This is a genomic window from Mesorhizobium waitakense (assembly GCF_056431085.1).
Genome location: NZ_JBWKME010000143.1, coordinates 1 through 21,437, shown reverse-complemented (window position 1 = coordinate 21,437; position 21,437 = coordinate 1). Strand labels below are relative to the sequence as shown.

Annotated in this window: 22 protein-coding genes, 5 pseudogenes and 1 other annotated feature; of the genes and pseudogenes, 11 read left to right on the top strand and 16 right to left on the bottom strand. The window is 60.2% G+C overall.

Annotation, left to right across the window (positions count from 1 at the left end; translation table 11 throughout):
• Both AC07FD_RS27955 and AC07FD_RS27950 read left to right on the top strand, forming a co-directional pair.
• Positions 1 to 1,356, top strand: a complete 1,356-nt coding sequence (locus AC07FD_RS27955; protein ID WP_478352463.1) for an MmgE/PrpD family protein — start codon at positions 1 to 3, stop codon at positions 1,354 to 1,356.
• A 166-nt stretch (positions 1,357 to 1,522) separates the two neighbouring features.
• Positions 1,523 to 3,178, top strand: coding sequence for an ABC transporter substrate-binding protein (locus AC07FD_RS27950; RefSeq protein ID WP_478352462.1), 1,656 nt, complete (start codon positions 1,523 to 1,525; stop codon positions 3,176 to 3,178).
• A gap of 60 nt (positions 3,179 to 3,238) precedes the next feature.
• On the opposite strand, the gene AC07FD_RS27945 is transcribed toward AC07FD_RS27950, so the two are convergent.
• Positions 3,239 to 3,643, bottom strand: a complete 405-nt coding sequence (locus AC07FD_RS27945; RefSeq protein ID WP_478352461.1) for a hypothetical protein — start codon at positions 3,641 to 3,643, stop codon at positions 3,239 to 3,241.
• A gap of 455 nt (positions 3,644 to 4,098) precedes the next feature.
• Here AC07FD_RS27945 and AC07FD_RS27940 point away from each other — a divergent pair.
• Together AC07FD_RS27940 and AC07FD_RS27935 are read left to right on the top strand one after the other, a co-directional pair.
• Positions 4,099 to 4,405 (top strand): annotated as a pseudogene (locus AC07FD_RS27940) (Lrp/AsnC family transcriptional regulator); the annotation flags it as partial.
• A gap of 327 nt (positions 4,406 to 4,732) precedes the next feature.
• Positions 4,733 to 4,876 (top strand): annotated as a pseudogene (locus AC07FD_RS27935) (site-specific integrase); the annotation flags it as partial.
• A 136-nt stretch (positions 4,877 to 5,012) separates the two neighbouring features.
• Here AC07FD_RS27935 and AC07FD_RS27930 read toward each other — a convergent pair.
• Positions 5,013 to 5,258 carry an aminotransferase class V-fold PLP-dependent enzyme gene (locus tag AC07FD_RS27930; RefSeq protein ID WP_478352551.1) on the bottom strand — a complete coding sequence of 82 codons (246 nt, stop codon included), beginning with the start codon at positions 5,256 to 5,258 and terminating at the stop codon, positions 5,013 to 5,015.
• 178 nt (positions 5,259 to 5,436) lie between these two features.
• Between AC07FD_RS27930 and AC07FD_RS27925 the strand changes: the two genes are divergently transcribed.
• Complete coding sequence (locus tag AC07FD_RS27925) at positions 5,437 to 5,844, top strand: hypothetical protein (RefSeq protein WP_183459610.1); 408 nt, start codon at positions 5,437 to 5,439, stop codon at positions 5,842 to 5,844.
• Between the two features lie 51 nt (positions 5,845 to 5,895).
• On the opposite strand, the gene AC07FD_RS27920 is transcribed toward AC07FD_RS27925, so the two are convergent.
• Positions 5,896 to 7,127 (bottom strand): IS3 family transposase gene (locus AC07FD_RS27920; protein ID WP_478352460.1). Its coding sequence is split into 2 segments (ribosomal slippage): positions 5,896 to 6,836 and positions 6,836 to 7,127, totalling 1,233 coding nucleotides; the frame shifts between segments, so codons are not numbered across the junction.
• Positions 6,727 to 6,843, bottom strand: a sequence feature (AL1L pseudoknot). Its footprint overlaps the gene before it by 117 nt.
• A 106-nt stretch (positions 7,128 to 7,233) precedes the next feature.
• On the opposite strand from AC07FD_RS27920, the gene AC07FD_RS27915 reads away from it, so the two are divergent.
• A complete protein-coding gene (locus AC07FD_RS27915; protein ID WP_478352459.1) occupies positions 7,234 to 8,262 on the top strand; it encodes an IS110 family RNA-guided transposase in 1,029 nt (342 codons plus the stop codon).
• A 550-nt stretch (positions 8,263 to 8,812) separates the two neighbouring features.
• Here AC07FD_RS27915 and AC07FD_RS27910 read toward each other — a convergent pair.
• Positions 8,813 to 9,161: pseudogene (locus AC07FD_RS27910) on the bottom strand (sunset domain-containing protein).
• A 156-nt stretch (positions 9,162 to 9,317) separates the two neighbouring features.
• Here AC07FD_RS27910 and AC07FD_RS27905 point away from each other — a divergent pair.
• Entirely contained in the window at positions 9,318 to 9,503 is a 186-nt protein-coding gene (locus AC07FD_RS27905; protein ID WP_095199198.1) for a hypothetical protein, read from the top strand.
• A gap of 343 nt (positions 9,504 to 9,846) precedes the next feature.
• Here AC07FD_RS27905 and AC07FD_RS27900 read toward each other — a convergent pair whose 3' ends face one another.
• On the bottom strand, positions 9,847 to 10,038 hold the full coding sequence (locus AC07FD_RS27900) for a hypothetical protein (RefSeq protein ID WP_478352458.1): 192 nt from the start codon (positions 10,036 to 10,038) through the stop codon (positions 9,847 to 9,849).
• Between the two features lie 160 nt (positions 10,039 to 10,198).
• On the opposite strand from AC07FD_RS27900, the gene AC07FD_RS27895 reads away from it, so the two are divergent.
• The 4 genes from AC07FD_RS27895 (at position 10,199) to AC07FD_RS27880 (ending at position 13,071) form a co-directional block, all read left to right on the top strand.
• On the top strand, positions 10,199 to 11,095 hold the full coding sequence (locus AC07FD_RS27895; RefSeq protein WP_478352457.1) for a VOC family protein: 897 nt from the start codon (positions 10,199 to 10,201) through the stop codon (positions 11,093 to 11,095).
• 28 nt (positions 11,096 to 11,123) lie between these two features.
• A complete protein-coding gene (locus tag AC07FD_RS27890; protein WP_478352456.1) occupies positions 11,124 to 11,726 on the top strand; it encodes a sulfotransferase family protein in 603 nt (200 codons plus the stop codon).
• A gap of 280 nt (positions 11,727 to 12,006) precedes the next feature.
• Positions 12,007 to 12,486 (top strand): GNAT family N-acetyltransferase, encoded by a 480-nt coding sequence (locus AC07FD_RS27885; protein WP_478352455.1) that lies wholly within the window; start codon positions 12,007 to 12,009, stop codon positions 12,484 to 12,486.
• A 201-nt stretch (positions 12,487 to 12,687) separates the two neighbouring features.
• Positions 12,688 to 13,071, top strand: coding sequence for a VOC family protein (locus tag AC07FD_RS27880; RefSeq protein WP_478352454.1), 384 nt, complete (start codon positions 12,688 to 12,690; stop codon positions 13,069 to 13,071).
• A 262-nt stretch (positions 13,072 to 13,333) separates the two neighbouring features.
• On the opposite strand, the gene AC07FD_RS27875 is transcribed toward AC07FD_RS27880, so the two are convergent.
• The 11 genes and pseudogenes from AC07FD_RS27875 to AC07FD_RS27825 form a co-directional block, all read right to left on the bottom strand.
• Positions 13,334 to 14,548, bottom strand: coding sequence for an NAD-dependent formate dehydrogenase (locus AC07FD_RS27875; protein WP_478352453.1), 1,215 nt, complete (start codon positions 14,546 to 14,548; stop codon positions 13,334 to 13,336).
• 1,055 nt (positions 14,549 to 15,603) lie between these two features.
• On the bottom strand, positions 15,604 to 15,948 hold the full coding sequence (locus AC07FD_RS27870) for a hypothetical protein (protein WP_478352452.1): 345 nt from the start codon (positions 15,946 to 15,948) through the stop codon (positions 15,604 to 15,606).
• Positions 15,948 to 16,211, bottom strand: a complete 264-nt coding sequence (locus AC07FD_RS27865) for a hypothetical protein (protein WP_095199205.1) — start codon at positions 16,209 to 16,211, stop codon at positions 15,948 to 15,950. The genes AC07FD_RS27870 and AC07FD_RS27865 overlap by 1 nt, the downstream gene beginning before the upstream one ends.
• Positions 16,212 to 16,274: 63 nt before the next feature.
• Positions 16,275 to 17,195, bottom strand: coding sequence for a complex I NDUFA9 subunit family protein (locus AC07FD_RS27860; RefSeq protein ID WP_478352451.1), 921 nt, complete (start codon positions 17,193 to 17,195; stop codon positions 16,275 to 16,277).
• 67 nt (positions 17,196 to 17,262) lie between these two features.
• Positions 17,263 to 17,589: an antibiotic biosynthesis monooxygenase family protein gene (locus AC07FD_RS27855; RefSeq protein ID WP_478352450.1), complete on the bottom strand. Its 327-nt coding sequence runs from the start codon at positions 17,587 to 17,589 to the stop codon at positions 17,263 to 17,265.
• Between the two features lie 35 nt (positions 17,590 to 17,624).
• Entirely contained in the window at positions 17,625 to 17,990 is a 366-nt protein-coding gene (locus AC07FD_RS27850; RefSeq protein WP_136621984.1) for a 4a-hydroxytetrahydrobiopterin dehydratase, read from the bottom strand.
• A gap of 51 nt (positions 17,991 to 18,041) precedes the next feature.
• A pseudogene (locus AC07FD_RS27845) lies at positions 18,042 to 18,116 on the bottom strand (NADH-quinone oxidoreductase subunit D-related protein); the annotation flags it as partial.
• Positions 18,117 to 18,158: 42 nt separating this feature from the next.
• Positions 18,159 to 19,802 (bottom strand): chaperonin GroEL, encoded by a 1,644-nt coding sequence (gene groL, locus AC07FD_RS27840; RefSeq protein ID WP_478352449.1) that lies wholly within the window; start codon positions 19,800 to 19,802, stop codon positions 18,159 to 18,161.
• 50 nt (positions 19,803 to 19,852) lie between these two features.
• Positions 19,853 to 20,167, bottom strand: a complete 315-nt coding sequence (locus AC07FD_RS27835; RefSeq protein WP_095199210.1) for a co-chaperone GroES — start codon at positions 20,165 to 20,167, stop codon at positions 19,853 to 19,855.
• A 340-nt stretch (positions 20,168 to 20,507) separates the two neighbouring features.
• The gene (locus AC07FD_RS27830) at positions 20,508 to 20,945 is read right to left on the bottom strand and encodes a hypothetical protein (RefSeq protein WP_478352448.1); all 438 of its coding nucleotides are present in this window, start codon (positions 20,943 to 20,945) and stop codon (positions 20,508 to 20,510) included.
• Between the two features lie 294 nt (positions 20,946 to 21,239).
• Positions 21,240 to 21,338, bottom strand: a pseudogene (locus AC07FD_RS27825) (IS6 family transposase); the annotation flags it as partial.
• Between the last annotated feature and the right edge of the window lie 99 nt (positions 21,339 to 21,437).

Below are 21,437 nucleotides of genomic sequence, written 5' to 3'. Positions count from 1 at the left end.
GTGACTAGCTTTTCCGAGTTTGCCGGCAGCCTGACATACCACGCCATTCCCGAAGAGATGCGTGCCGTGCTGAGGCGCAGCTTTGCCGACACGCTTGGCGTGGCTGCGGTGGGCTCGACCACGGAGATCGCGTCGATCACCAAAAAGATCGCCGATCGGCTGTGGCGTTCCTCGCCCGAAATCGCGGCCCGGATGATCTTCGACGGGCGCCCCGTCAGCCCGGCTGGTGCCGCCTTTGCCGGCGCCTTCACCATCGATTCCATCGATGGACATGACACCACTAGTCCTTGCAAAGGCCATGCAGGCTCGGCCGTGTTTCCGGCCCTGCTCGCCGTTGCGGATTCACTCAGGGCCTCGGGGGGCGCACTCTCCGGCCAAGAGCTGATGGTCGCACTGGCCGTCGCCTACGAGGTTTCCTACCGCGCCGGGCTGACCCTGCACGCTACCGTGCCCGACTATCACACCTCCGGGGCGTGGGCCGCAGTCGGCGTCGCGGCCGGTGTTTCTCGGCTGCTCGGGCTCGGCCAGGAGCAGACGCGCCATGCCGCGGGCATTGCCGAGTATCACGGTCCGCGCAGCCAGATGATGCGCTGCATCGATTTCCCGACCATGCTGCGCGACGGCGTCGGCTGGGGCGCTCCATCCGGCGTCATGGCGGCCTACATGGCGGAACTCGGTTTCACCGGGGCACCGGCGATTACGGCCGAAGGCGCAGCTGCTGCTCCCTGGTGGAGCGATCTCGGACAGGCGTGGCGCGTCGTCGAAGATACCTCGTACAAACCCTACCCGGTCTGCCGCTGGGCCCATCCATCGATCGATGCGGCGCGCGACCTGATGCGTGACAACAAGCTTTCCAGCAAGGATGTCGCGCGCGTGCGCATCCAGACCTTTCACTATGCGGTGCGGCTTGCCGGCCACAATCCGAAGACGCTGGACGAGATGAGCTATTCGATCGCGTTCCCGGTCGCGACGATGATCGTGCGCGGCAAGATCGGACCGCAGGAGTTGCTGCCGCAGGTTCTAGGGGATGAAGAGATCCGTCGTATTTCCAATGCCACCGAGTTGGTCGAGACCGAACACTACACCCGCATCAGCGTCGGCAAGCGCTGGGCCGACGTGACGCTCTACCTGAAAGACGGACGCGAGATCATGTCGGAACCGCGCACGCCGAAAGGCGATCGCGACAACCCGATGAGCGACGACGAGTTTCACCAGAAATATGTGACCTTCACCGACGGGCTGATCGGCAAGGACCGGGCCGACGAGATGGAAGCGATGGCGCTGTCCTTCGATGCTCTGGACAGCAAGGGGCTTGGCAGGCTGATCGATCTGACGGTCGCGCCGCTCGACCGCTGAAACCTCCAAGGGGCGGACAACCGCCATCGCAGCGATGCGCGGAATTATTCTCAGCCTGCGGTGAATGCTTTTCGATCCTGTTGGGTGCCGCCCAATGTCTACGATGGGCCAACAAAGTCGCTGCAAGCAACAGCGCGTGAGGGACTGAAACCAATGGGAGAACGCAGTGACAATGTTCAAGAACAATGGCGGCCGCATTCCTGATTTCGTCACGGCGATGGCCGAGAGCGCCAAGGCCGGGGCGGTCGACCGTCGCGAGTTCCTGGCGATCGCCAGCGCATTCGGGGCAACGACCGCAGCGGCCTACGCAATGATTGGCCTCGCCGCGCCGAGCGTCGCGCGGGCCGAGGAGCCGAAAAAAGGCGGCGTGCTGAAAGTCGCAACCAGCGTCAAGGAACAGAAGGATCCGCGGACGTATGACTGGTCGGAAATGGCCAATGTCACCCGACAGACACTCGAGCCGCTGGTCAAATACACCAACGAATTCACCTTCAAGCCGATCCTGCTCGAAAGCTGGGACATCAACGACGACGCCACCGAATACACGCTGAAGGTTCGGCGGGGCGTCAAATGGAACAATGGCGATGATTTCAACGCCAACGATGTGGTCTTCAACCTGACGCGCTGGTGCGACAAGTCGGCCGCGGGCAATTCGATGGCGGCGCGGATGGGCGTGCTCATCGATGCCAAGACGGGCAAGCCGCTCGAAGGTGCCATCACCAAAGTCGACGACTACACGATCAAGCTGAAATTGCCGTCTTCCGACATCTCGATCATCGCGGGCTTCTCCGATTATCCGGCGCTGATCGTGCACCGCGACTACGAGAAGATGGGCAGCAATTTCGTGAAGAATCCGATCGGCACCGGACCGTTCGAACTGGTGTCCTACGATGTCGGCTCGAAAGTCGTGCTGAAGCGCCGCGTCAACGGCAAATGGTGGGGCGGCGAGGCTCATCTCGATGGCATCGAGTTCATCGACTACGGCACCGAGGCCAACGCGATGATCAGCGCCTTCGAATCCGGCGAGGTCAATACCAACTACGAGACCACGGCGGACTATGTCGACATTCTCGACAAGATGGGTCTGGTCAAGCACGAGGTGGTGACGGCCAACACCATCGTGGCGCGCACCAACGTCAACAACAAGCCTTACGACGAACAGAAGGTGCGTCAGGCGATCCAGCTCGCCGTCGACAATGCGACCGTGCTGAAGCTTGGCTATGGCGATGCCGGCACACTCGGCGAAAACCATCATGTCTGCGCCATCCATCCCGAATACGCCGAACTGCCGAAAGTGTCGCGCGACATCGCCAAAGCCAAAGCCTTGATGACCGAGGCCGGCCAGATGGACTTCGAGCACGAACTGATCGGGCTCGACCAGGACTGGCACAAGAACACCGCCGATGCGATCGCTGCCCAGCTCCGCGAGGCCGGCTTCAAGGTCAAGCGAACCGTCCTGCCGGGCTCCACCTTCTGGAACGACTGGACGAAATATCCCTTCTCGATGACCAACTGGAACATGCGCCCGCTTGGCGTGCAGGTCATCGCGCTGGCCTACCGCACCGGCGAATCCTGGAATGAGTCTGCCTATTCCAACAAGGAACTAGACGAGAAGATCGCCAAGGCGCTGACCGTCGCTGATGTCGACAAAAGGCGTGAACTGATGGTCGATATCGAGAAGATCCTGCAGACGTCCGGGGTCATCATCCAGCCCTATTGGCGGAAGATCTATAACCACTCGTCAAAGTCGGTGAAGAACTATGGCATCCACCCGACTTTCGAACAGAATTTCGAAAACGTCTGGTTGGACGAAACCACCTGACATCCGTGCGAGCGTGGCGCTGTGCATCACCAGCGCCAGCGATTGCGCCGGTTCAGTGTTTCAAAATCTGACCGAGGAACAGCTTGGTCCGGCATGTTGGGGGTTGCCGAAGAAGCTGTCCGGAGTGCCATCCTCGATAATCTGGCCGGCATTCATGACGCTGTCCATCATGACGGCGGACAATCTGACGCCCCAGAAGGCACGCATTCTGCTCGGCCTCGCGCTGACATGCCAATGGCGCGGTGCCTGGCGCTGTCCAGGGCACAGCCGCTTCCCGCACGAGATGATTGCAGCGGCCACGACACCCCTGGAGATGGCGTCTTCAAGCGCCGCGACCTCCGCCGGCGTGCCCATTCCCGGCGCGAAACCGGCGAGCACGATGCCCTTCGCACCGGCATCAGTGAAGGCATTTGTCGCCGTCCCGTCCGCGCCGGCGTAGCTGTGGGCAATGTCGACGCGCGGCATGCTCTCGATGTCGGCGACGGAGAATTCACTATCTGCCGTGTGCAGCCTCTATTGTTTGCCGAAGAGGTTGGGAGTCCGGCTGGCGGCTCCAAATGGGAAATGTGCCGAATAGCGGGGGCGACCGAGCTGTCGAACAACAGACCTTAGTGAAATTCAGCGAATATTCGCGACATATTGAAATCGCAGTTCGCAGGCCAGAGTGAACGTCCGGGGTGGTGGCGCTTGTTCCGGCTGTCGATTTTTGGCGAACAGGTCAGGAGTACCGACTCCGACAGGCCTGATTCCTCTCAACTGGTTGATAATAAAGACGTATCGTCTCGGGGGTTCAAAACCCCGCCGCTACCATATAGCCTGAACTTGAAATTGCGGCTGCCATTGCGGGCCGCAGCCTGCTCAAAAAGGAGATGCCGTCATCAGATGGCATCTATACGGTTACGCGCGAGCTTCATGACCGGCGATCCGGCGAGATCATCGGCTACACGGTTGTTTTGCGTGCCGACGCGGTGGATCAGCGCATCCGTGGCATCATGCTCGTAGAGATTTGAGGGCCACGCTGCCGACCGCGTGATCCGGGCGCTGGGTGGCTTGCCCGAAGTCTCCAACATCCACACGACCAACGGCCGCTGGGATCTGGTGGTCGAGCTTGGAACGGCCTCATTGCCTGATTTCGATGCTGTGCTACGGCGCATTCGGCTCATAGCCGGGATAATGGGCAGCGAAACCTGTTTGCTCCTGGCGACGCCGCGGACGACCCGAGCATGACTGACCTAGCTGTGGCGGGTTGTCAAAGGCAACGGATTTAGCAGGTTCGATTATTGCGCATTGCCTCCCCCATCCGGTAGGCGCTCGAGAAGGACGCGCACGTCGTGCGGCAGCGTCTCCGGTTGGGGAGCGGTCAGCCCTAAGGTCGTGCAGGTCTATTGCGACTGCGATCAAATACTCGTTCAGTTGATGGCCCTCGCGGGCCGACTGGTGCCGATCATACCAACCGCAGATGATACGATCAGCCACCATGGCAGCAACTAGCGCAATCGCCAAGCCGGAGGTGAGACCGAGCCCGGCGCTCGCATTGCCGAGCGCGATGTAGACCTGCCTAGTCTTACTGATGGAGAAATTCGCCGGGCATTGAAGCAGGTGGAGCAAACCGGAAAACAGCTAAGCCTCGTCGATGGCGAAGGACACGGCACCGGCCGTCTTGTCTTGGTCCTAAAGCCTATGCCAACGCGGGTCACTCTGATTTTGCCCATCTTTGCTTGCCATTAGCGCCCCAGCTTTCCCCGGTGGTCGGCTCAAAGAGGATTAGAATATCTTGGACGCGATGTTGTATCCGATCCAACCTTTTTACAGAACACGCGCGACAGCCCGCAGGTCAATTCCTTTTTCTTCCATCCCTGACAACTAACATGCCGTTGCCCACCGGCGCGCCGAGCCATTTATGCAAGCTCGTCACGAAGATGTCGCAGTCGAGCTTTCGGAAGCTGAGCGGCATCTGGGCGAAGGTCTGCGCTCCGTCGACCACGGTGATGATGTCATGTTCGCGTGCCAGGGCGCGCAGATCCTCGCAGATCCTCGACCGGCAGAAGCCGGCCGTTCCAACGGTACATATTGCCGACATCGCGCCCAATCTTCCACATCGTCATCAGCTCGTCCTGCGCGAATGGCCGGAGAACTAGGCGAATAAATGCCACGGTGAATGCGGCCAACCACTCATACCCGCGGATACTGCTGCCCGCGGGCGTGAGGGAACCCTCAACGTGTATGAACCGTTAAGACGATTGCCAGGGAGAATCGCCATGAATAGCGCGGACCCGACCCACCGAATTCAGCCTGAAGTGCGCGCCGCAATTAGCGCCTTCCTCAACGAGGTCCAAAGAGACCCAAAATCATTTGCTCTCTCGGAAGCCCTAGCAGCAATAAGACAGATCTTTCCTGAACTGGAAATCTCCGACGCCGATCTTGCCGACGCCATCGCGAGCGAAGCTCTGTCGGCTGGCGTCGGCATCGAGTTCGACGTGCTTAAGACGCGTAAGGCGCTCGAACGGAGGGCGATCGAGCGATGGGAGAATGAAGGCGGCGCTAGCGGAAGGAAGAAGAACACAGATCGGGCTCAAAGCGACGCGGCGCATCGAGCTAAAACCACTGACACCAATGGCACGAGGCGACGGGCAAACGAATCTAAGGAGCGGCATCGGTTGATCTAGCCAAGTCACTTCTGAACCGCTCCGGGTTTTCCGGAGGCCGTTTCGTTTGAGTCACGCGGCTATGGCTGGTTCATCCAGCATGGCGTAGTAGCGTTCCTCGGCTTCGGCCGGCGGGATGTTGCCGATGGGCTCCAGCAGCCGGCGATTATTGAACCAGTCGACCCATTCGAGCGTAGCGAACTCGACGGCTTCGAAGTTACGCCATGGTCCGCGTCGATGGATCACCTCGGCCTTGTAAAGACCGTTGATCGTTTCGGCGAGAGCATTGTCGTAGCTGTCGCCGACGCTGCCTACCGAAGGCTCGACGCCGGCCTCCGCCAGGCGCTCGGTGTATCTGATAGAGACGTATTGGCTGCCTCTATCGCTGTGATGGATGAGCCCGCCTCCCTGCACGGGCGGCCGATCATGGAGAGCCTGTTCCAGGGCATCGAGAACGAAGGCTGCATGCGCCGTCCGGCTCACCCGCCAGCCGACGATCCGGCGGGCATAGGTGTCGATGACGAAAGCCACGTAGACGAAGCCGGTCCAGGTCGCGACATAAGTGAAGTCGGAGACCCACAGCATGTTCGGCGCCGGAGCATGGAACTGGCGATTGACGTGATCGAGAGGGCATGGTGTCGCCTTGTCGCTCACCGTGGTGCGGATCGGCTTGCCGCGGATGATGCCTTCGAGGCCCATGGCCTTCATCAGGCGGGCAACCGTGCAGCGGGCGACATCGAAGCCCTCGCGTTGCAACTGCCGCCAGATCTTGCGAACGCCGTAGACGCGGAAGTTCGCCTCGAACACGCGTCGGACCTCATCCCTCAAAGCCTCATCCCGCTTCACCCGAGCCGACAGCCGGGAGGGATCGATGCGCTTGGCGACATGGTCGTGGTAGGTCGACGGGGCGATCGGCAGCACCTTGCAGATCGGCTCGACCCCATGCGCCTCGCGGTGATCGTCGATGAACGCGATCATGGCTTGAACCGGCGGTCGAGCTCCGCCTGGGCAAAATACGCGGAAGCCTTGCGAAGGATCTCGTTGGCCTGGCGAAGCTCGCGGTTCTCGCGTTCCAAAGCCTTGAGTTTCGTCGCCACATCCGTAGGCACACCGACTCGCACGCCACTGTCGCGCTCAGCCTTCTTCACCCACTCATGCAGCGTCTGCGCCGTGCAGCTTATCTTGGCGGCGATCGACGAGACCGCCGCCCACCGCGAGGCATGCTCGCCTTCGTGATCCAGAACCAGCCGCACCGCACGGGCTCGCACCTCGGGAGAGAACTTGTTGGTCGTCTTGCTTGTCATGGCTCCACCTTTTCAGGAGTTGATGGAGTGGATGCCCCTCCCGCCGAGCCAGCGGCGTGGCAGAATTGCCATCGCAGAATGGGCTGCGGACAACAGGAGGAACGACATGAACAACGTCACCATCATTGGCATCGATCTGGCGAAGCGCGTCTTCCACGCTCATGGCGCTCACGCCGACGGCGGCGTCGCATTCCGGAAGAGAATGGCTCGCTCTCAGGTCCTCCCGTTTTTGGCCCGACAGCCAACCTGTGTGGTCGCCATGGAGGCCTGCGCGAGCGCACACGAATGGGGCCGGGCAATTCGGGAGCTGGGCCACGAGGTGAGGCTCATCCCGCCCAGCTACGTCAAGCCTTATGTAAAGCGCCAGAAGAACGACACCGCCGATGCCGAGGCCATAGCTGAAGCGGGATCTCGACCAACGATGCGGTTTGTGGCGGTGAAGACGGAAGAGCAGCAAGCGAGGTCGATGGTGTTCCGGACGCGCGACCTCTTGGTGCGCCAGCGCACGCAACTGATCAACGCCTTGCGCGGTCATCTTGCCGAACACGGCGTCATCGCACCGCAAGGTCCGGCTCACCTGAAAACCTTGGCTGCCGCGATTGATGCCGCCGAATCTACGATGCCCCAACTGGTTATCGACGTTGGTCGCGTCTACTTGGAGCAGGTCGATCGGTTGAGCTGCGAAGTTGCCGAGCTGGAGAAAATCCTCCGCCGCGAAGCCCAGTGCGGGGAGGATACACGCCGCCTTCAGACCATGCCGGGAGTCGGCCCGATCACGGCCATGGCGGTGGAAGCGTTTGCGCCCCCAATGTCGACCTTCAAGCGCGGCCGTGACTTTGCCGCTTGGCTCGGACTTGTGCCTATCCAGCACTCGACCGGTGGCAAGCAGCGGCTCGGCCGAACGTCTAAAATGGGCCAGCGGGACATCCGACGGTTGCTGATCATCGGCGCAATGTCCGTCATCCAGTGGGCCTCCCGCCGCGGTGCGCGGCCAGGATCATGGCTCGCCCGAATGCTGGATCGCAAACCGCTGATGCTGGTTGCCATGGCGTTGGCCAACAAGATGGCTCGCTCGGTATGGGCGATGTTGACAAAGAAAGAGGATTACCGGGATCTTGGCAGCGCGGCAGCATGAGCATGCACTCGGCGACTGCGAGGCCATGATGGGCGGCATGTGAGGAGGTCGTGAACGTCAGGGGCAAATGATCGGTCTGATCGGGATCAGGAAATGCACCGAGGCTCCAAGAGCGAAAAGCTCGTCGAGTTGATTTGCGCCTGATCCGCGTATCTCCATGACGGCCAGCGGCACCTCCGACGCCGCATCACAGGCCTGACACATGACCGCACCCGATCACATGCTCGAAGACGCGAAAGGCACTTGCATGAAACGGGGCATCCACACATGGAGCCTCCGATCAACCCGGGGCGGTTCACTTCCTTAAGCCGCCTCTTTCTTCCGCCGGCGTTCGTTGCGCTTGGTAGCCAGGGGCGGTCGCCGATCAAGAACTCCATCAACGCAATAGCGCCCGGTGTCTGACTCGAACTACCTCACTCTTTAAGACGTCATCGCTCACTACCGCGGACAGCTGAGCGAAGAGACGCTTCGCAACTGGCGTTGCATGTGGATCTTCAGCTCAGCGTCGTAACACTGGGCGAGCGCGCCACATGGCGTCTTCGTACTGGGCTCATATGCTCAATAGAAAGGCCGGTCTCGATTTCCGCCAGCCAGCTTTGCGGGCGGCCGCTTCAGAGCAAAACCACCGCTCCCCCTTCCAAAGGCTTATACGTGTCTGCCAGTAGTATTCCTGTCCGGGGAACATGGTAGATGCGCTCGCCTGTGTTGTAGCTGATATTGCCCTTGATGTTGCAGCCTACGAGAGGTGGGCCGATTTCAAGGGTCAGCAAGCCGGCCAGAAATGCGCCGCCCGCAAAGATGGACACCCACCACGACGGGCTGCCAGAACGACGACGGCGTTTGCCGGCGGTACCCTTGCGCCACTGTCCAGAGCGATTGTCGTAGGGGTGCTTGTCCACGCCCTCTTCCCCCAGGGCAGAATGCGACCTCTTGCCGTTTGTCCAGACGCGGCTAGTTCACCGGCCCTGTGGAGCGCCAATGCTTGAATGTGGCACCGTGCTTTCATCCCTACCGCCCTGAATTCCTGTATGCTTGGTGCAAAGGAACGACCAAAAATGGCCTTCACTGTCATCTGGTACGGAAGACAGGGCATCGTCGACAAGGAGACGTTCGACGCCGAGAAGACTGCGAAAGACCATGCAATCAAGATGTTCCAGACCCGAAAAGGTGACGATGGAATCGTCGCCGTTGAAGTTCGTAACGACAACGGCGCTGTGGTCTTTAGCCATGCGGAGAGCTAGCGATGGCCATCCGGTCTCGCGCAGTCGCTACCCAACCGTAGGGGCGGCTTCACCGGCCCTGTAGAGCCCTACAAGATCCAAGGGGCGGTCTGGGGACTTCCTTCACCGTTTGCAGAAGCACCTGATTCAGAGCCACCAGTGCACGGTGGCGATCTGAACTGGACGAAATTCTCGGCTACTCTGTTAGCTTGATTTGCCTGCCGGCTGAATGTCGACTTTGACCCAAGCGGACATCGGCACTCATGCCACGACCACCCTACGCGGTAGCGACGCACCACCTCCACGATGCGGCATTGGGGCGGAGAGCCAGCGGTCGGCCTCAATATGTGCTTAGGCTCGGCGATCACGACTCACCGAAGTCGACGACGGTCGCTAGGTCGCAGATCATCTGAAAGTGGAACATCACGGGCCGGCCGTCCTGCGGATCAATTCCGAAGGAATGCGTCATGACAGGCTCGAAGGCGCCGAGCGCATCCTGCTCCGCGTTGAGCTTGTCCCAGTCCTCGTAGCGGTGCTCCGCGCTTGCCTTGTCCATCTGCTCCCCCATCCGCCGGATATCGCAAATGACAGCAGGAGCGGCAACGGCCCGGCTACCACAGGCGAATACGCGCCCGGGAGCGGTCGACCCGAACTATGCGCAAGACAGGCATATCTTTCGCAGCTAATGTTCCAGCGCTGCAGGGAGACAACGGCCGATGAAGAGCCAAGAAATTCTGGCCAGCACCACCCGTCTCGGCCCGGTTCATCTGCGCGTCGTCGACATTCCAGCCGCCTTACCGGTCTGGCGTGACGTGGTCGGCCTCTCGACCCTGACCAGGGACGGCGGGATCGCCGAACTCGGCGTCGACGGCAAGATCCTTATTGTGCTGCCTGCCGGGGCAACAACCGTCCTGCCGTCAAAGTCCCGCGATCTTTTTCATGTCGCCATCCAGGTCACGACACGCAAGGAATTGGCCCGAGTCGCCGCCCGGCTGCGGGCCTCCGGCCTGAGGCACAGCGCCCAGGATCACCTGATCTCGGAATCCCTTTACGTTTCCGACCCTTCCGGCAACGGGATCGAGATCTGCTTCGACACACCCGGGCGCTTCGCTTCCAGGGAAGAGATGGCTGGCGGCGGTGTTTCGCTTGTCGCCAAGGACGGCACAAGGCATTCCGGGCTCGAACCTCTGGATATCGATCGATTGCTGCAGGAGCTCGACCCGGCGGACCGCGTCAAAGTTCCGCTGGCGGCGGATACCTTCATCGGTCACATTCATATGCGCGCACGGTCGCCCGAAACGCTGATGGCGTTCTACCTCGGAGTGCTTGGCTTCAGGCCACATATCCAGTCTGCAACGTTTGGCCTGTTCGACTGCGGCACCGAGGAACGCACACACATGGTGGCGTTCAACATCTGGGCTCGCGACGAGCTGAAGGAGCCACCGCTCGGCGCGGCGGGTCTGGAGCATTTTACCGTCGTGATTCCTACCCGGGAAGACCTCGCGGCCGTCGCGCGACGTCTCGGCGATGCGCAGGTGCCCTCGCTGCAAACGGAGGGGGCGCTGGACCTCTCCGACCCTGAGGGAAACCGCCTGGTGCTCGCAAGCGACTGATCTGGCTGTAGGCCTGAACGGGGGGACAATGGCGATAAGGGTAATCGGAACGGGCTTTGGCCGGACAGGAACGGATTCGATGCGCGAGGCGCTGACGATCCTTGGCTTCGGCCCCTGTCACCACATGTCCGAAGTCATGGCCAATGAAGGCCAGAAGCGGCTTTGGCGTGCGCTGGCGCAGGGCGCGGCACCAGGCTGGAACCAGCTGTTTGCCGGCTACGCGTCCTGCATCGACTGGCCCTCGGCGCACTATTGGCGTGACCTGATTGAGTTCTATCCAGACGCCCGGGTCATTCTGACATACCGATCGCCGGAAAGCTGGTGGAAAAGCTTCGAGAAAACGATCCTGGCAGGCATCAGCCGGAGCACGGATCAGGAGTCGCTGGGTCTTGCCTTGATCTCCAGGCAGGTCTTCGGCGGCCGGCCGCACGATCGCGCTAATGCCATAGCCGTCTACGAGGCCAATGTAAGGGCGGTCATTGCGACAGTGCCGCCGGGTCGGCTGCTGGTCCACAATCTGGGAGATGGGTGGAAGCCGCTCTGCCTGCATCTCGGCGTGCCGGTGCCGGACCAGTCCTATCCCAATCGCAACAACACCAAGGACTTTCAGTCGGCTCTTGCACAGAACTAGTCTGACCGTCTGCAAGGGGTGGAAAGCAGACCTTCGGATCAAAGGACCGGTGACCGTGATGCGCTCACAAGGAGACGTTCGCTGCTGTCCGGTTGTGCAAGCATCGTAAATTGCACCGTTACTAGGGCAGCCCGGCGGCGCGGAGGGCCTCGCCGAGAGACCGGGAGCGCCGGCGCGCAATTCACGCCTGAAAATTGCCTCGCTCTCGGCCCGCCCGTGTCGATGAATTTGCGACCTCAATCTGAGTGACCTATGTCAAGCAATGCAACATCTCAGTTCGTTGACCGCCAAGCCCCCGCATGGATATGCCGACAAAGAACTCGATGCCTTTGTCAAGTTGGTTGTTTCGAAGGGCGAAGTTTCCCACTATGGGCTGCTTGAACGCATCAAGGGTGCGCGGGGCCTAGTCATGCTCTATGACGGTGAGAAGCTGGTCGGAACTGCCGCGATTATAAATCCAAAGCCGGACTATCGAACCGCCGTCTTTGCCAAGTCGAAATCAAATGCTGACGCCGCCGCCTACCCAGTCGAACTAGGGTATGTGGTCGTCGCAGAAAGCCATCGCCGTCATAAATTGGGCTGGCGTCTCGTCGACGCGGCGCTGTCATTCGCAAGCGGATCAGCCGTGTTCGCTACAACACGCAGCAATAATGCCGCCATGCGACGAATCTTGCCGGCTCGCGGTTTCACGGCCAATGGGTCTCCCTACCCGTCCACTGAACATCCCGGTCAGGAAGTTCATCTGTTCCTACGTGGGTAAGCGCCCTGAGGACCGAACCTGGCCCTATAACCCGAGCACGCGCTCTTGTTCGACTTGCGGCAGAAAGCTTAGGATCCCTCGAGGAACGACTGCAGCGCCAACCGCGCCGATCCGCCGGTAACGTGCAGAGCCTACGAGGCGCAGCATGGCTAACCCCTCGCCCCTCATGCAACTGTCGTGGCTGATTGATAGGGTGAGCAAATGGTCAAATTTCAGCCCGATGGCTGGCGCACCGTCACACCGAGAATCGTCACCGACGACGTCAGGGGCTTGGTCGAATTTCTCAAAACCGTATTCGACGCGACCGGCGAGTACCGGACTGGGGCGCCGGCAGAGATGAAGATTGGCGACCCTATCGTGATGGTCAGCGGCGATGGCGAACGCGAAGCAATGCCGGCTTTCCTCTATGTGTATGTAGAAGACGCTGACGAAACGTACCGGCGTGCAATCGGTGCGGGCGGAGAGTCGATTGAGGAACCCAAGGACACGCCTTATGGCGACCGACGAGCGATGATGCGGGATGCGTGGGGGAATAGATGGCAGATCGCGACACATCGGGAAGACTTGTCAGTCAACGAAATTTGAGAATACATGCGCGGATGCTGACTTGTTCCGGTTGGGATGAGTCCCCGTCCAACCGCTCCGCCCTAGCGTGTTAACCCTAATCAGAGGCACGGACACATCAATCTTCTTTAGCGGACTTTTTCAAACCGGCCAGCATCATCGTCCAATTTTTCTTGAGTTCGGCCTTGGTCTTTTCGTCAACCTTGGCAGCAGGACCCATGTTGATCTGCCCCACGTCACCCTTGTCTTCTTCCCGTCCGAGTCGAGCGCAGCGGAAATCGATCTAGCTCGGATCACTCCTGGCCTTAAAGCGTGCTGCCTCTTCCGAACCGCGGGTGGCGTCGCCGGCGCTGTAGGAATGTGCACCGGCGCCGGCGAGCTTGCCGCCATCGACGATCAGATATTCCTCACGGATCGGCCGGCCTTCGAACCAGCATTCGAGAATTTCGCGGGTGCCCGCGGCGTAGCGCGCCTGGGCGGAGAGCGACGATCCTGAAATGTGCGGCGTCATGCCGTGATGCGGCATCGATCGCCACGGATGATCCTTGGGAGCCGGCTGCGGGAACCAGACGTCGCCGGCATAGCCAGCGAGTTGGCCACTCTCCAGCGCGCGGGCGATGGCGTCACGATTGCAGATCTTGCCGCGCGCCGTGTTCACCAGATAGGCGCCGCGTTTCATCCTGGCGATCATCGTCTCGTCAAAGAGGTTTTCCGTCTCGGGATGCAGAGGTGCATTGATGGTGACCACGTCGCAGACGCCGACCATGGATGCGGGGTCCTTGTGGAAGGTGACGCCAAGCTCTTTCTCGACCACCTCAGGCAGGCGGTGGCGATCGGTGTAGTGCAACTTGACGTTGAACGGCTTCAGCCGGCGCAACACCGCGCTGCCGATCCGGCCGGCACCGACGGTTCCGATCTGCATGCCCTCGATATCGTAGGAGCGTGCGACGCAGTCGGCGATATTCCAGCCGCCTTTCACGACCCACTGGTAGGACGGGATGTAGTTGCGCACGAGCCCCAGGATCATCATGACCACATGCTCGGACACGCTGATCGAATTGCAGTAAGTCACCTCGGCGACCGTGATACCGCGGTCCATGGCGGCCTGAAGATCGACATGATCGGATCCGATGCCGGCGGTGATCGCAAGCTTCAGTCTGCTTGCCTTAGCTATGCGTTCTTCGGTCAGGTATGCCGGCCAGAACGGCTGCGAGATGACGATTTCAGCGCCGACGAGTTCGCGTTCGAAAACGCTGTCGGGACCGTCCTTGTCCGCAGTCACAACCAGGCTGTGCCCGGCGCTTTCGATAAATCTCCTGAGGCCGAGTTCGCCCGATACGCTGCCGAGCAGAACCCCCGGTTCAAAGTCGATGGCCTTCGGCGTGGGAAGTGTCTGGCCGCCGGGATAGCGGTCGAGCTTTGGCAGGCCGTCCCGCGCATATTTTGTCGGATAACCGTCGACCGGATCGTCATAGAGGACGCAAACGACCTTTGCCATTGTGTATCTCCCTTCGTCTGACAACGAAGAGGAAAACGCTCTGTTGTTAACGCTGCCGGCCAACGATGGTCGGCACGGCGATGCTCTGTTGAATTGCTGGTGGGGAGCAGACTCATCTGCCGGCGCTTCCTCATTCGGAAAGTTGTGCGCTATTGCGTATTACATGGAAGACCCGGGCATGGTTTCAAGTGCTGCGGGCGGCACTGGTGCAGCGTTCGAGTTCCTTTATTTCAGACCGCGCGCACGCTCTGCTGACAACAAATGCTTGATGCGGACACTTCAGAATTGCCGTGGTTGGGCACCGTGCATCATGATCACTGACAGGCTCCGACTTCGCAGGCCTCAAGGGCTTCTGCATCCCCTCAAAGATTGCAAACAACCTGTTAGTCAGCGCTTATCAAGCAGAGGAATCTCGCATCGCTTGCCGCTCAGACGGTATTGCCAAGCCAGTTCGCAACGCTCACCGAAGTCACACTTGGAAATGGCGAAAGTGACGAGACAGACAGGCAGCTTATGCAAGTCCTGATCAAGTTCGAGTTGCGGACGCACTAGCCAGCGCTACAAGGCTAGCCTTTCCACAATGCGGGCCGTTTGTTACCTTTTTACAGAAGATACGAAAACGCCGCTCGACCGGAAGGGAGCGGCGTTTACCAAGTGTGGTGTCCTACCCTAGACGAAACCCCGATTTGGTCGGGGCCGTCGGACTTGAACCGACGTTTCCAGCTTGTTCGCTATCAGTCTATAGGTGGTGTTTTCCTGTCGTCCTTGCAAGCGCCATCGGCGCAGCTTTGCAGGGTGTGCAAGGACAGTCGGAGTCGATACAATTGCATCCGAATTCCGTAATTGAACGACCGCTGCTTTCCGGCTTCCGTGACGCGCACACTCGCTGGTTCTGCCGTCAGCAATGTCATGAATCGACCTGTCGCGTTCGACGCGGCTCGGAACGCCGATGATGCAACGATATCCTGACTCGCAGTAACGGCAGACGCTGGCCCTGTCGCCTAACTGCTCCGTCACTGTTTTCAGTGGAGCGCGCAAGCCCGCGCCGAAAAATACTAGAAGCCCCGCCCCTGCGGGGTTTTTCGTTGGGGGAAGCGTAGCGGCGACATCGACGGGTGATCCGCAGGAGAGGGAGCAGCGCCAGAGATCAGCGATGCGGCTTGGTCGGCACAAGACGACGGCAGGCCAACCTCACCAAGCCACTCGTCGTAGTGATGGTTTAGGGCCAACAACAACTCGTCTGGATGATCCATGCCGCTTTGGAACAACTCGATGATTTGACGGCCAAGACGTTCCCTGGCCGGATCGCCCACTGCTATCCCGGCCTGACGGCAATAATCATCGACCACTGTGGCCAGTATTGAAAGCTGCTTTGAGTCCGCTGAGTCATTGAACGTCATTATCGCTTCTCCCTTTGTTGGGCGAAAGCGTGGTGGTCTCTTCCACTCGCCGGCTTGCCGGGAAGGTGCAGGCGACCATCGATATATAGTGTGCCGGTTTGGTACATACGACTCAATTTGAACTCGTTGGCAGCCTTCATGACGATGAAGGCCGGACTGTTGATCAGGTCGTGCGCCCTGAGCAGACGATAGACCGAAGCCTCATCGACGCTCGCCGCCGCCGGTATCGGCGTCATGAAGTTCGAGCGGGAATACTTCACCATGCCCTCGACCTTGCCCTTGTCGTTCCCCTTGGCGGGAGCGCACTAGCCGAAGAAGCTCTTTGATCAGTGATCCCACAATATCTCCTGGAGCATTTCCTCGACCGAGTACGGCGAAATTCCAAGTTCTCCAAATCCCGGCATCTCCGGCGATGACACGTTGTCGACCTGCATCAGTTCCACTTGATTCCGAGTGACAGGCGGGCTCGGGAGCATTTCGGCGAACCAAGCCAGCGCGTGCCAAGCGGCAAATGGGATTGGAATCAGTTTGGGCTTAAGACCGGCTTCGTGCGCAACGGCTCTGAGAAATTCCTTGTAAGAATAGACGCGAGGACCGCCGCACTCGTACGTGATCGCATGCGTCTCCGTCCCCTGCAGCGCTCTTGCGGTCGCCTCTGCCACATCGCCCACATAGGCCGGCTGCAATCTCGTCAGGCCGCGACCGAACATCGGATAGATTGGAAGCCGGCGGAGAAGTTTGAGGACAATGGTGAGAAACGCGTCATCCGGTCCGAACATCACCGCCGGGCGGATGATAGTGGCGTCAGCAAACGCTGCACGCACCACCAGTTCGCCTTCGCCACGCTTACGGATGTAGAGCGACGGCGAGGCAACATCGGAGCCGATTCCTGAAATGTGAGCGAGCCGTTCGACGCCAGCTCGGTGTGCTTGGGCTGCAACCCGCCGGGCTGACTCGACATGCACGGAATGAAAGGTCTCCTGTCCCTGTTCGACATAAAGACTGACCGCATTTACAACACCGTAAGCACCGGCAAGTGCATCGGCGATCGCCCGCTCATCGTGGATATTGGCTTCGACCGATTGAAGTTGCGGATCATCAGAACCAAACAGCTTCTTGGCCCGTTCCGGATGTCTTGATGCGATCCGAACGAAAAACTCACCATCGCGGAGATGCCGAACAACGCGGCGGCCGAGAAACCCGGTTCCACCGAACACGGTGACGACGCGATGGTTCATGGCAGCCATGGCTTAGACTTTGTCAGCTCTTGTCGGCCGTCTCGACCCGGCGGTTCAGGTCACGTGGGCGGCACGCCTACTGACCACTATCTATCACCTGGGCTACCTCGTACAGATTGGGATCGATCTCGTCCGTCAACTGATCGAAATGACCCCACTCCTTCCGGAATTCCGGCGATTGATGAGCCGATCGCAAGAGATCGCGATTCTGCCATTGGACGTAGTTGACGATGCGCCGCCCGTCGAGGCTGCGATGCAGGCTGATTGAGATGAAGCCAGGCTGGCGCGCCATAAAGCGCACCCGCTCGGTCATGACGGACAATGCCTCGGCCTGCTTGTCCGGTTCAGAATCGACGATGGTGATTTGGGTGACGGGTTGGTTGTCGGTTCGGATCTGTGTCATGGAAACCTCGCTAGATTGGCGATGGATCTGCCGTGTCACTGCTGGCGGTCGACGGGCCGGCCCGAGCGATCGAGCACCCGATCGATCTTGCTCGCCATGATGAAATCGTTCTCGTGCAGTCCTTTGATCTTCTTGGTGCTCAGGGAAACCGTCACATAGCCCCAGCCGAAGCTGATGTCGGGGTGATGGCCTTCGGTTTCGGCGAGCTCACCTATCTCCTGAACAAGGGTGAGCGCGTCCCGGAAATTGCGGCATCGAAAGCTCCGTTGGATGCGGTGGGCATCGTCACCCAGCTCCCAATCTGGAGCCTGTGCCTGGAAGCGTTGGGCTTCATCACGCGTGAGCGGCGGGACGCCGCCGCGACAAGGCGTACATGTTTTCTCGGCAAGAGTGTCGGTCATGTTCTTGTCTCCAAGACCATTTTTAGCAGCAAAAACGACAGCGACGAGCGCCTATCGATCGATCTCCCCGAACACGATGTCAAGCGAACCGATGATCGCCGAGATATCGGCTCGCATGTGCCCGCGTCGCTGGCCTTCCGGCGTCCTGGCTATAGTTTCAGGCGCCGCTCAGTAGTCCATTCCGCCCATTCCGCCCATACCTCCTGCGCCACCCATAGCGGGCGCATCCTTCTGCGGAATGTCCGCGATCATTGCTTCAGCGGTGATCAGGAGCGCGGCAATCGAGCCGGCATCCTGCAGGGCCGTCCGAACGACCTTGGCGGGGTCGACGATACCGGCCTTGATCATGTCGACGTAGAGTTCGGTCTGAGCATCGAAACCTTGATTGTGATCCTTGCTGTCCATCAGCTTTCCAACGACGATCGAGCCTTCGACGCCGGAATTCTCGGCGATCTGGCGGATCGGCGCCTCGAGCGCCCTCAGCACGATCGAAATGCCGGCCGTCACATCGGCATTGGCTCCCGTCAGCCCGTTAAGCGCCGACCTGGCGCGCAGCAGCGCCACGCCACCACCCGGAACGATGCCTTCTTCCACCGCCGCACGCGTGGCGTTCAGCGCGTCGTCGATGCGGTCCTTCTTTTCTTTGACTTCCGTCTCGGTCGCGCCGCCGACGCGAATGACGGCAACGCCGCCAGCCAGCTTCGCCAGCCGCTCCTGGAGTTTCTCCTTGTCGTAGTCGGAGGTGGTTTCCTCGATCTGCAACTTGATCTGCTGGACACGCGCCTGGATGGTGGCTTTTTCGCCGGCGCCGTCGATGATCGTGGTCGTGTCCTTTTCGATCAGCACGCGCTTGGCCCGCCCGAGCATGTCGATGGTGACGTTCTCGAGCTTGATGCCGAGGTCTTCGGAAATCATCTGGCCGGCGGTGAGCACCGCAATGTCTTCCAGCATGGCCTTGCGACGGTCGCCGAAGCCCGGCGCCTTGACGGCCGCGACCTTCAGGCCGCCGCGCAGCTTGTTGACCACAAGGGTCGCCAGCGCTTCGCCTTCGACGTCCTCGGAGATGATCAGCAGCGGCTTGCCGCTTTGCACCCCGGCTTCAAGGATCGGCAGCATCGCCTGCAGATTTCCGAGTTTCTTCTCGTGAATGAGGATGTAAGGGTCCTCCATGTCGACGCGCATCTTCTCGGCATTGGTGACGAAATAGGGAGAAAGATAGCCACGGTCGAATTGCATGCCTTCGACGACGTCGAGTTCGGTCTCGGCGGTCTTGGCTTCCTCGACGGTGATGACGCCGTCATTGCCGACCTTGTCCATCGCCTTGGCGATCATGGCACCGACCGACGCGTCGCCATTGGCGGCGATCGTGCCAACCTGGGCGATCTCGTCCGAAGATTTGACTTTCCTGGCCCGGGCTTGAACGTCCTTCACCACGGCAGCCACAGCAAGATCGATGCCGCGCTTGAGGTCCATCGGGTTCATGCCCGCGGCAACGAATTTGGCGCCCTCGCGCAGGATGGAAGCGGCCAGCACCGTGGCGGTGGTGGTCCCGTCACCGGCAAGGTCGTTGGTCTTCGAGGCCACTTCGCGCACCATTTGCGCGCCCATGTTCTCGAACTTGTCGGCAAGCTCGATTTCCTTGGCGACGGCGACCCCGTCCTTGGTGATGCGCGGCGCGCCATAGGCGCGGTCAATGATGACATTGCGGCCTTTGGGGCCGAGCGTCACCTTCACGGCATTGTTGAGGATCTCGACACCGCGCAGCATGCGGTCACGGGCATCGGTGGAGAATTTGATTTCCTTGGCAGACATGATTTTACGTCCAGTTCAGCCTAGAAATTAGGAGAGCGCAAATCGCCCGGTCAGGCGGCTTTCTTGCCCGCTTTGGTCTTCTCGACGATGCCCATAATGTCGCTCTCCTTCATGATCAGGAGATCCTCGCCGTCGATCTTGACCTCGGTGCCGGACCATTTGCCGAACAGGATGAGATCGCCGGCCTTGACGTCGAGCGGGATCAGCTTGCCGCTCTCGTCACGTGAGCCTGGGCCGACGGCGATCACTTCGCCTTCCTGGGGCTTTTCCTTGGCGGTGTCGGGAATGATGATTCCGCCCTTGGATTTGGTATCGCCTTCCGCGCGCCGAATGACGACGCGGTCGTGGAGTGGTCGGAATTTCATTGGGGTTCTTTCTGCCGCCGCACATAGAGCGACTGCAACACTTAACATAGCCCCTTTGGCACTCGAATGATAGGAGTGCCAAATTTTCCAGGCTTGCCTGGCGACGCGTCGGCGCGTTCATTCACCTGCCGGCAATCGCCCTGCAGAGTTCGGCGCAACAGATGGTGCAGCTCTGCCCAGCAGACCTTGCCGCCGCTCTCGAAAAGGACCTTGGATAATCATGACCGCACCATCCCCTCATGCAACGCAGCCTTCCCGCGTGGGGAGCGCTTGCCTGCGCTGCGGCGGCGGCTTTCCATGCGAGCCGCTTCAAAAATGATGCTGCGAAACGGCGCCGGCTTTATCCGACGAACGCCTCACGCATCCGAGCGAACATGCCGGGCTGTCTCCCTGCAATCGCCGCACGGATGTGACGGGCGGCCGTTGCGGCGTTCACCGTCGCGCCGAAATGGCAATAGCAGATGATCTCATGCAATTGCCTGTCGGTCAGTTCGAAGAACCGCTTCGCTCCGCCGTAGTTGTCGTTTTCCAACCCGGCGGCGCGCAGGACAGGATCCTCGAAAGCGATCGAAATCGGCGTGTCGTGGCCGCGCATGATCGCGCGCGCATTAGCCGGCTGGTACTCAGTCTGAGGCAGCGTCGAGAGGCGCCGGTCAGGGTTCCGTTCGAGGAGCTCCGCCCAGCGTTCAAGACGTTCGCTGCGCGACATGGTCTGGCGCGGGTAGGCCTGATCGATCTCGGCGACGATCTGCAGTTGCTCGATCGTTTGGTGCTTCATCTTGGCCTCCTATTCGGACGATAGTTGGTCCACCCATATCCTTCTTATGCCTGCAGCCAGCGTGACTCCAACGGATCGTGAAGTCCAATCACGATGATGCCTGGAGGGCTTCGTTCACGCAGATGTGGAGGCTTCGCAAAGATCCGGCCATAATTTGGCGAACGCGGTCAAATGCGCGGCTGTTCGACGATGTCGGTCTGGAGTCCGTGCCGATCGATGGGCAGAGTCTGTACTGGAGTGCCCCGGCTCCATTGCTGGCCGGGGCAGAGGGATCAAGGGAGTGGCAGTTTAGCTTCGAAACCGCCGAAGGCCGGGCCGATGCGAGTTCTCCGCCCGGTCGTTGGGACCCTTGTGGCTCCAGTGTACGACTTCCGGCATGACCTGGCGCCTGGCTAAGGGCTGTTGATATTCATCTGGAGCTTATGATGGCGGCGGCGAGGTGAATGAACGCGGCAAAGCTCTTGTCGGTTTTGTCGGCACGCATGGCGATGC

Bases quoted from the DNA above. Each gene is read 5' to 3' on its own strand.
- AC07FD_RS27945 (WP_478352461.1), bottom strand. From the start codon at position 3,643: ATGCCGCGCGTCGACATTGCCCACAGCTACGCCGGCGCGGACGGGACG.
- AC07FD_RS27930 (WP_478352551.1), bottom strand. From the start codon at position 5,258: ATGTCGGCAATATGTACCGTTGGAACGGCCGGCTTCTGCCGGTCGAGG.
- AC07FD_RS27925 (WP_183459610.1), top strand. From the start codon at position 5,437: ATGAATAGCGCGGACCCGACCCACCGAATTCAGCCTGAAGTGCGCGCC.
- AC07FD_RS27915 (WP_478352459.1), top strand. From the start codon at position 7,234: ATGAACAACGTCACCATCATTGGCATCGATCTGGCGAAGCGCGTCTTC.
- AC07FD_RS27905 (WP_095199198.1), top strand. From the start codon at position 9,318: ATGGCCTTCACTGTCATCTGGTACGGAAGACAGGGCATCGTCGACAAG.
- AC07FD_RS27900 (WP_478352458.1), bottom strand. From the start codon at position 10,038: ATGGACAAGGCAAGCGCGGAGCACCGCTACGAGGACTGGGACAAGCTC.
- AC07FD_RS27895 (WP_478352457.1), top strand. From the start codon at position 10,199: ATGAAGAGCCAAGAAATTCTGGCCAGCACCACCCGTCTCGGCCCGGTT.
- AC07FD_RS27890 (WP_478352456.1), top strand. From the start codon at position 11,124: ATGGCGATAAGGGTAATCGGAACGGGCTTTGGCCGGACAGGAACGGAT.
- AC07FD_RS27880 (WP_478352454.1), top strand. From the start codon at position 12,688: ATGGTCAAATTTCAGCCCGATGGCTGGCGCACCGTCACACCGAGAATC.
- AC07FD_RS27875 (WP_478352453.1), bottom strand. From the start codon at position 14,548: ATGGCAAAGGTCGTTTGCGTCCTCTATGACGATCCGGTCGACGGTTAT.
- AC07FD_RS27870 (WP_478352452.1), bottom strand. From the start codon at position 15,948: ATGACGTTCAATGACTCAGCGGACTCAAAGCAGCTTTCAATACTGGCC.
- AC07FD_RS27865 (WP_095199205.1), bottom strand. From the start codon at position 16,211: ATGGTGAAGTATTCCCGCTCGAACTTCATGACGCCGATACCGGCGGCG.
- AC07FD_RS27860 (WP_478352451.1), bottom strand. From the start codon at position 17,195: ATGGCTGCCATGAACCATCGCGTCGTCACCGTGTTCGGTGGAACCGGG.
- AC07FD_RS27855 (WP_478352450.1), bottom strand. From the start codon at position 17,589: ATGACACAGATCCGAACCGACAACCAACCCGTCACCCAAATCACCATC.
- AC07FD_RS27850 (WP_136621984.1), bottom strand. From the start codon at position 17,990: ATGACCGACACTCTTGCCGAGAAAACATGTACGCCTTGTCGCGGCGGC.
- groL (WP_478352449.1), bottom strand. From the start codon at position 19,802: ATGTCTGCCAAGGAAATCAAATTCTCCACCGATGCCCGTGACCGCATG.
- AC07FD_RS27835 (WP_095199210.1), bottom strand. From the start codon at position 20,167: ATGAAATTCCGACCACTCCACGACCGCGTCGTCATTCGGCGCGCGGAA.
- AC07FD_RS27830 (WP_478352448.1), bottom strand. From the start codon at position 20,945: ATGAAGCACCAAACGATCGAGCAACTGCAGATCGTCGCCGAGATCGAT.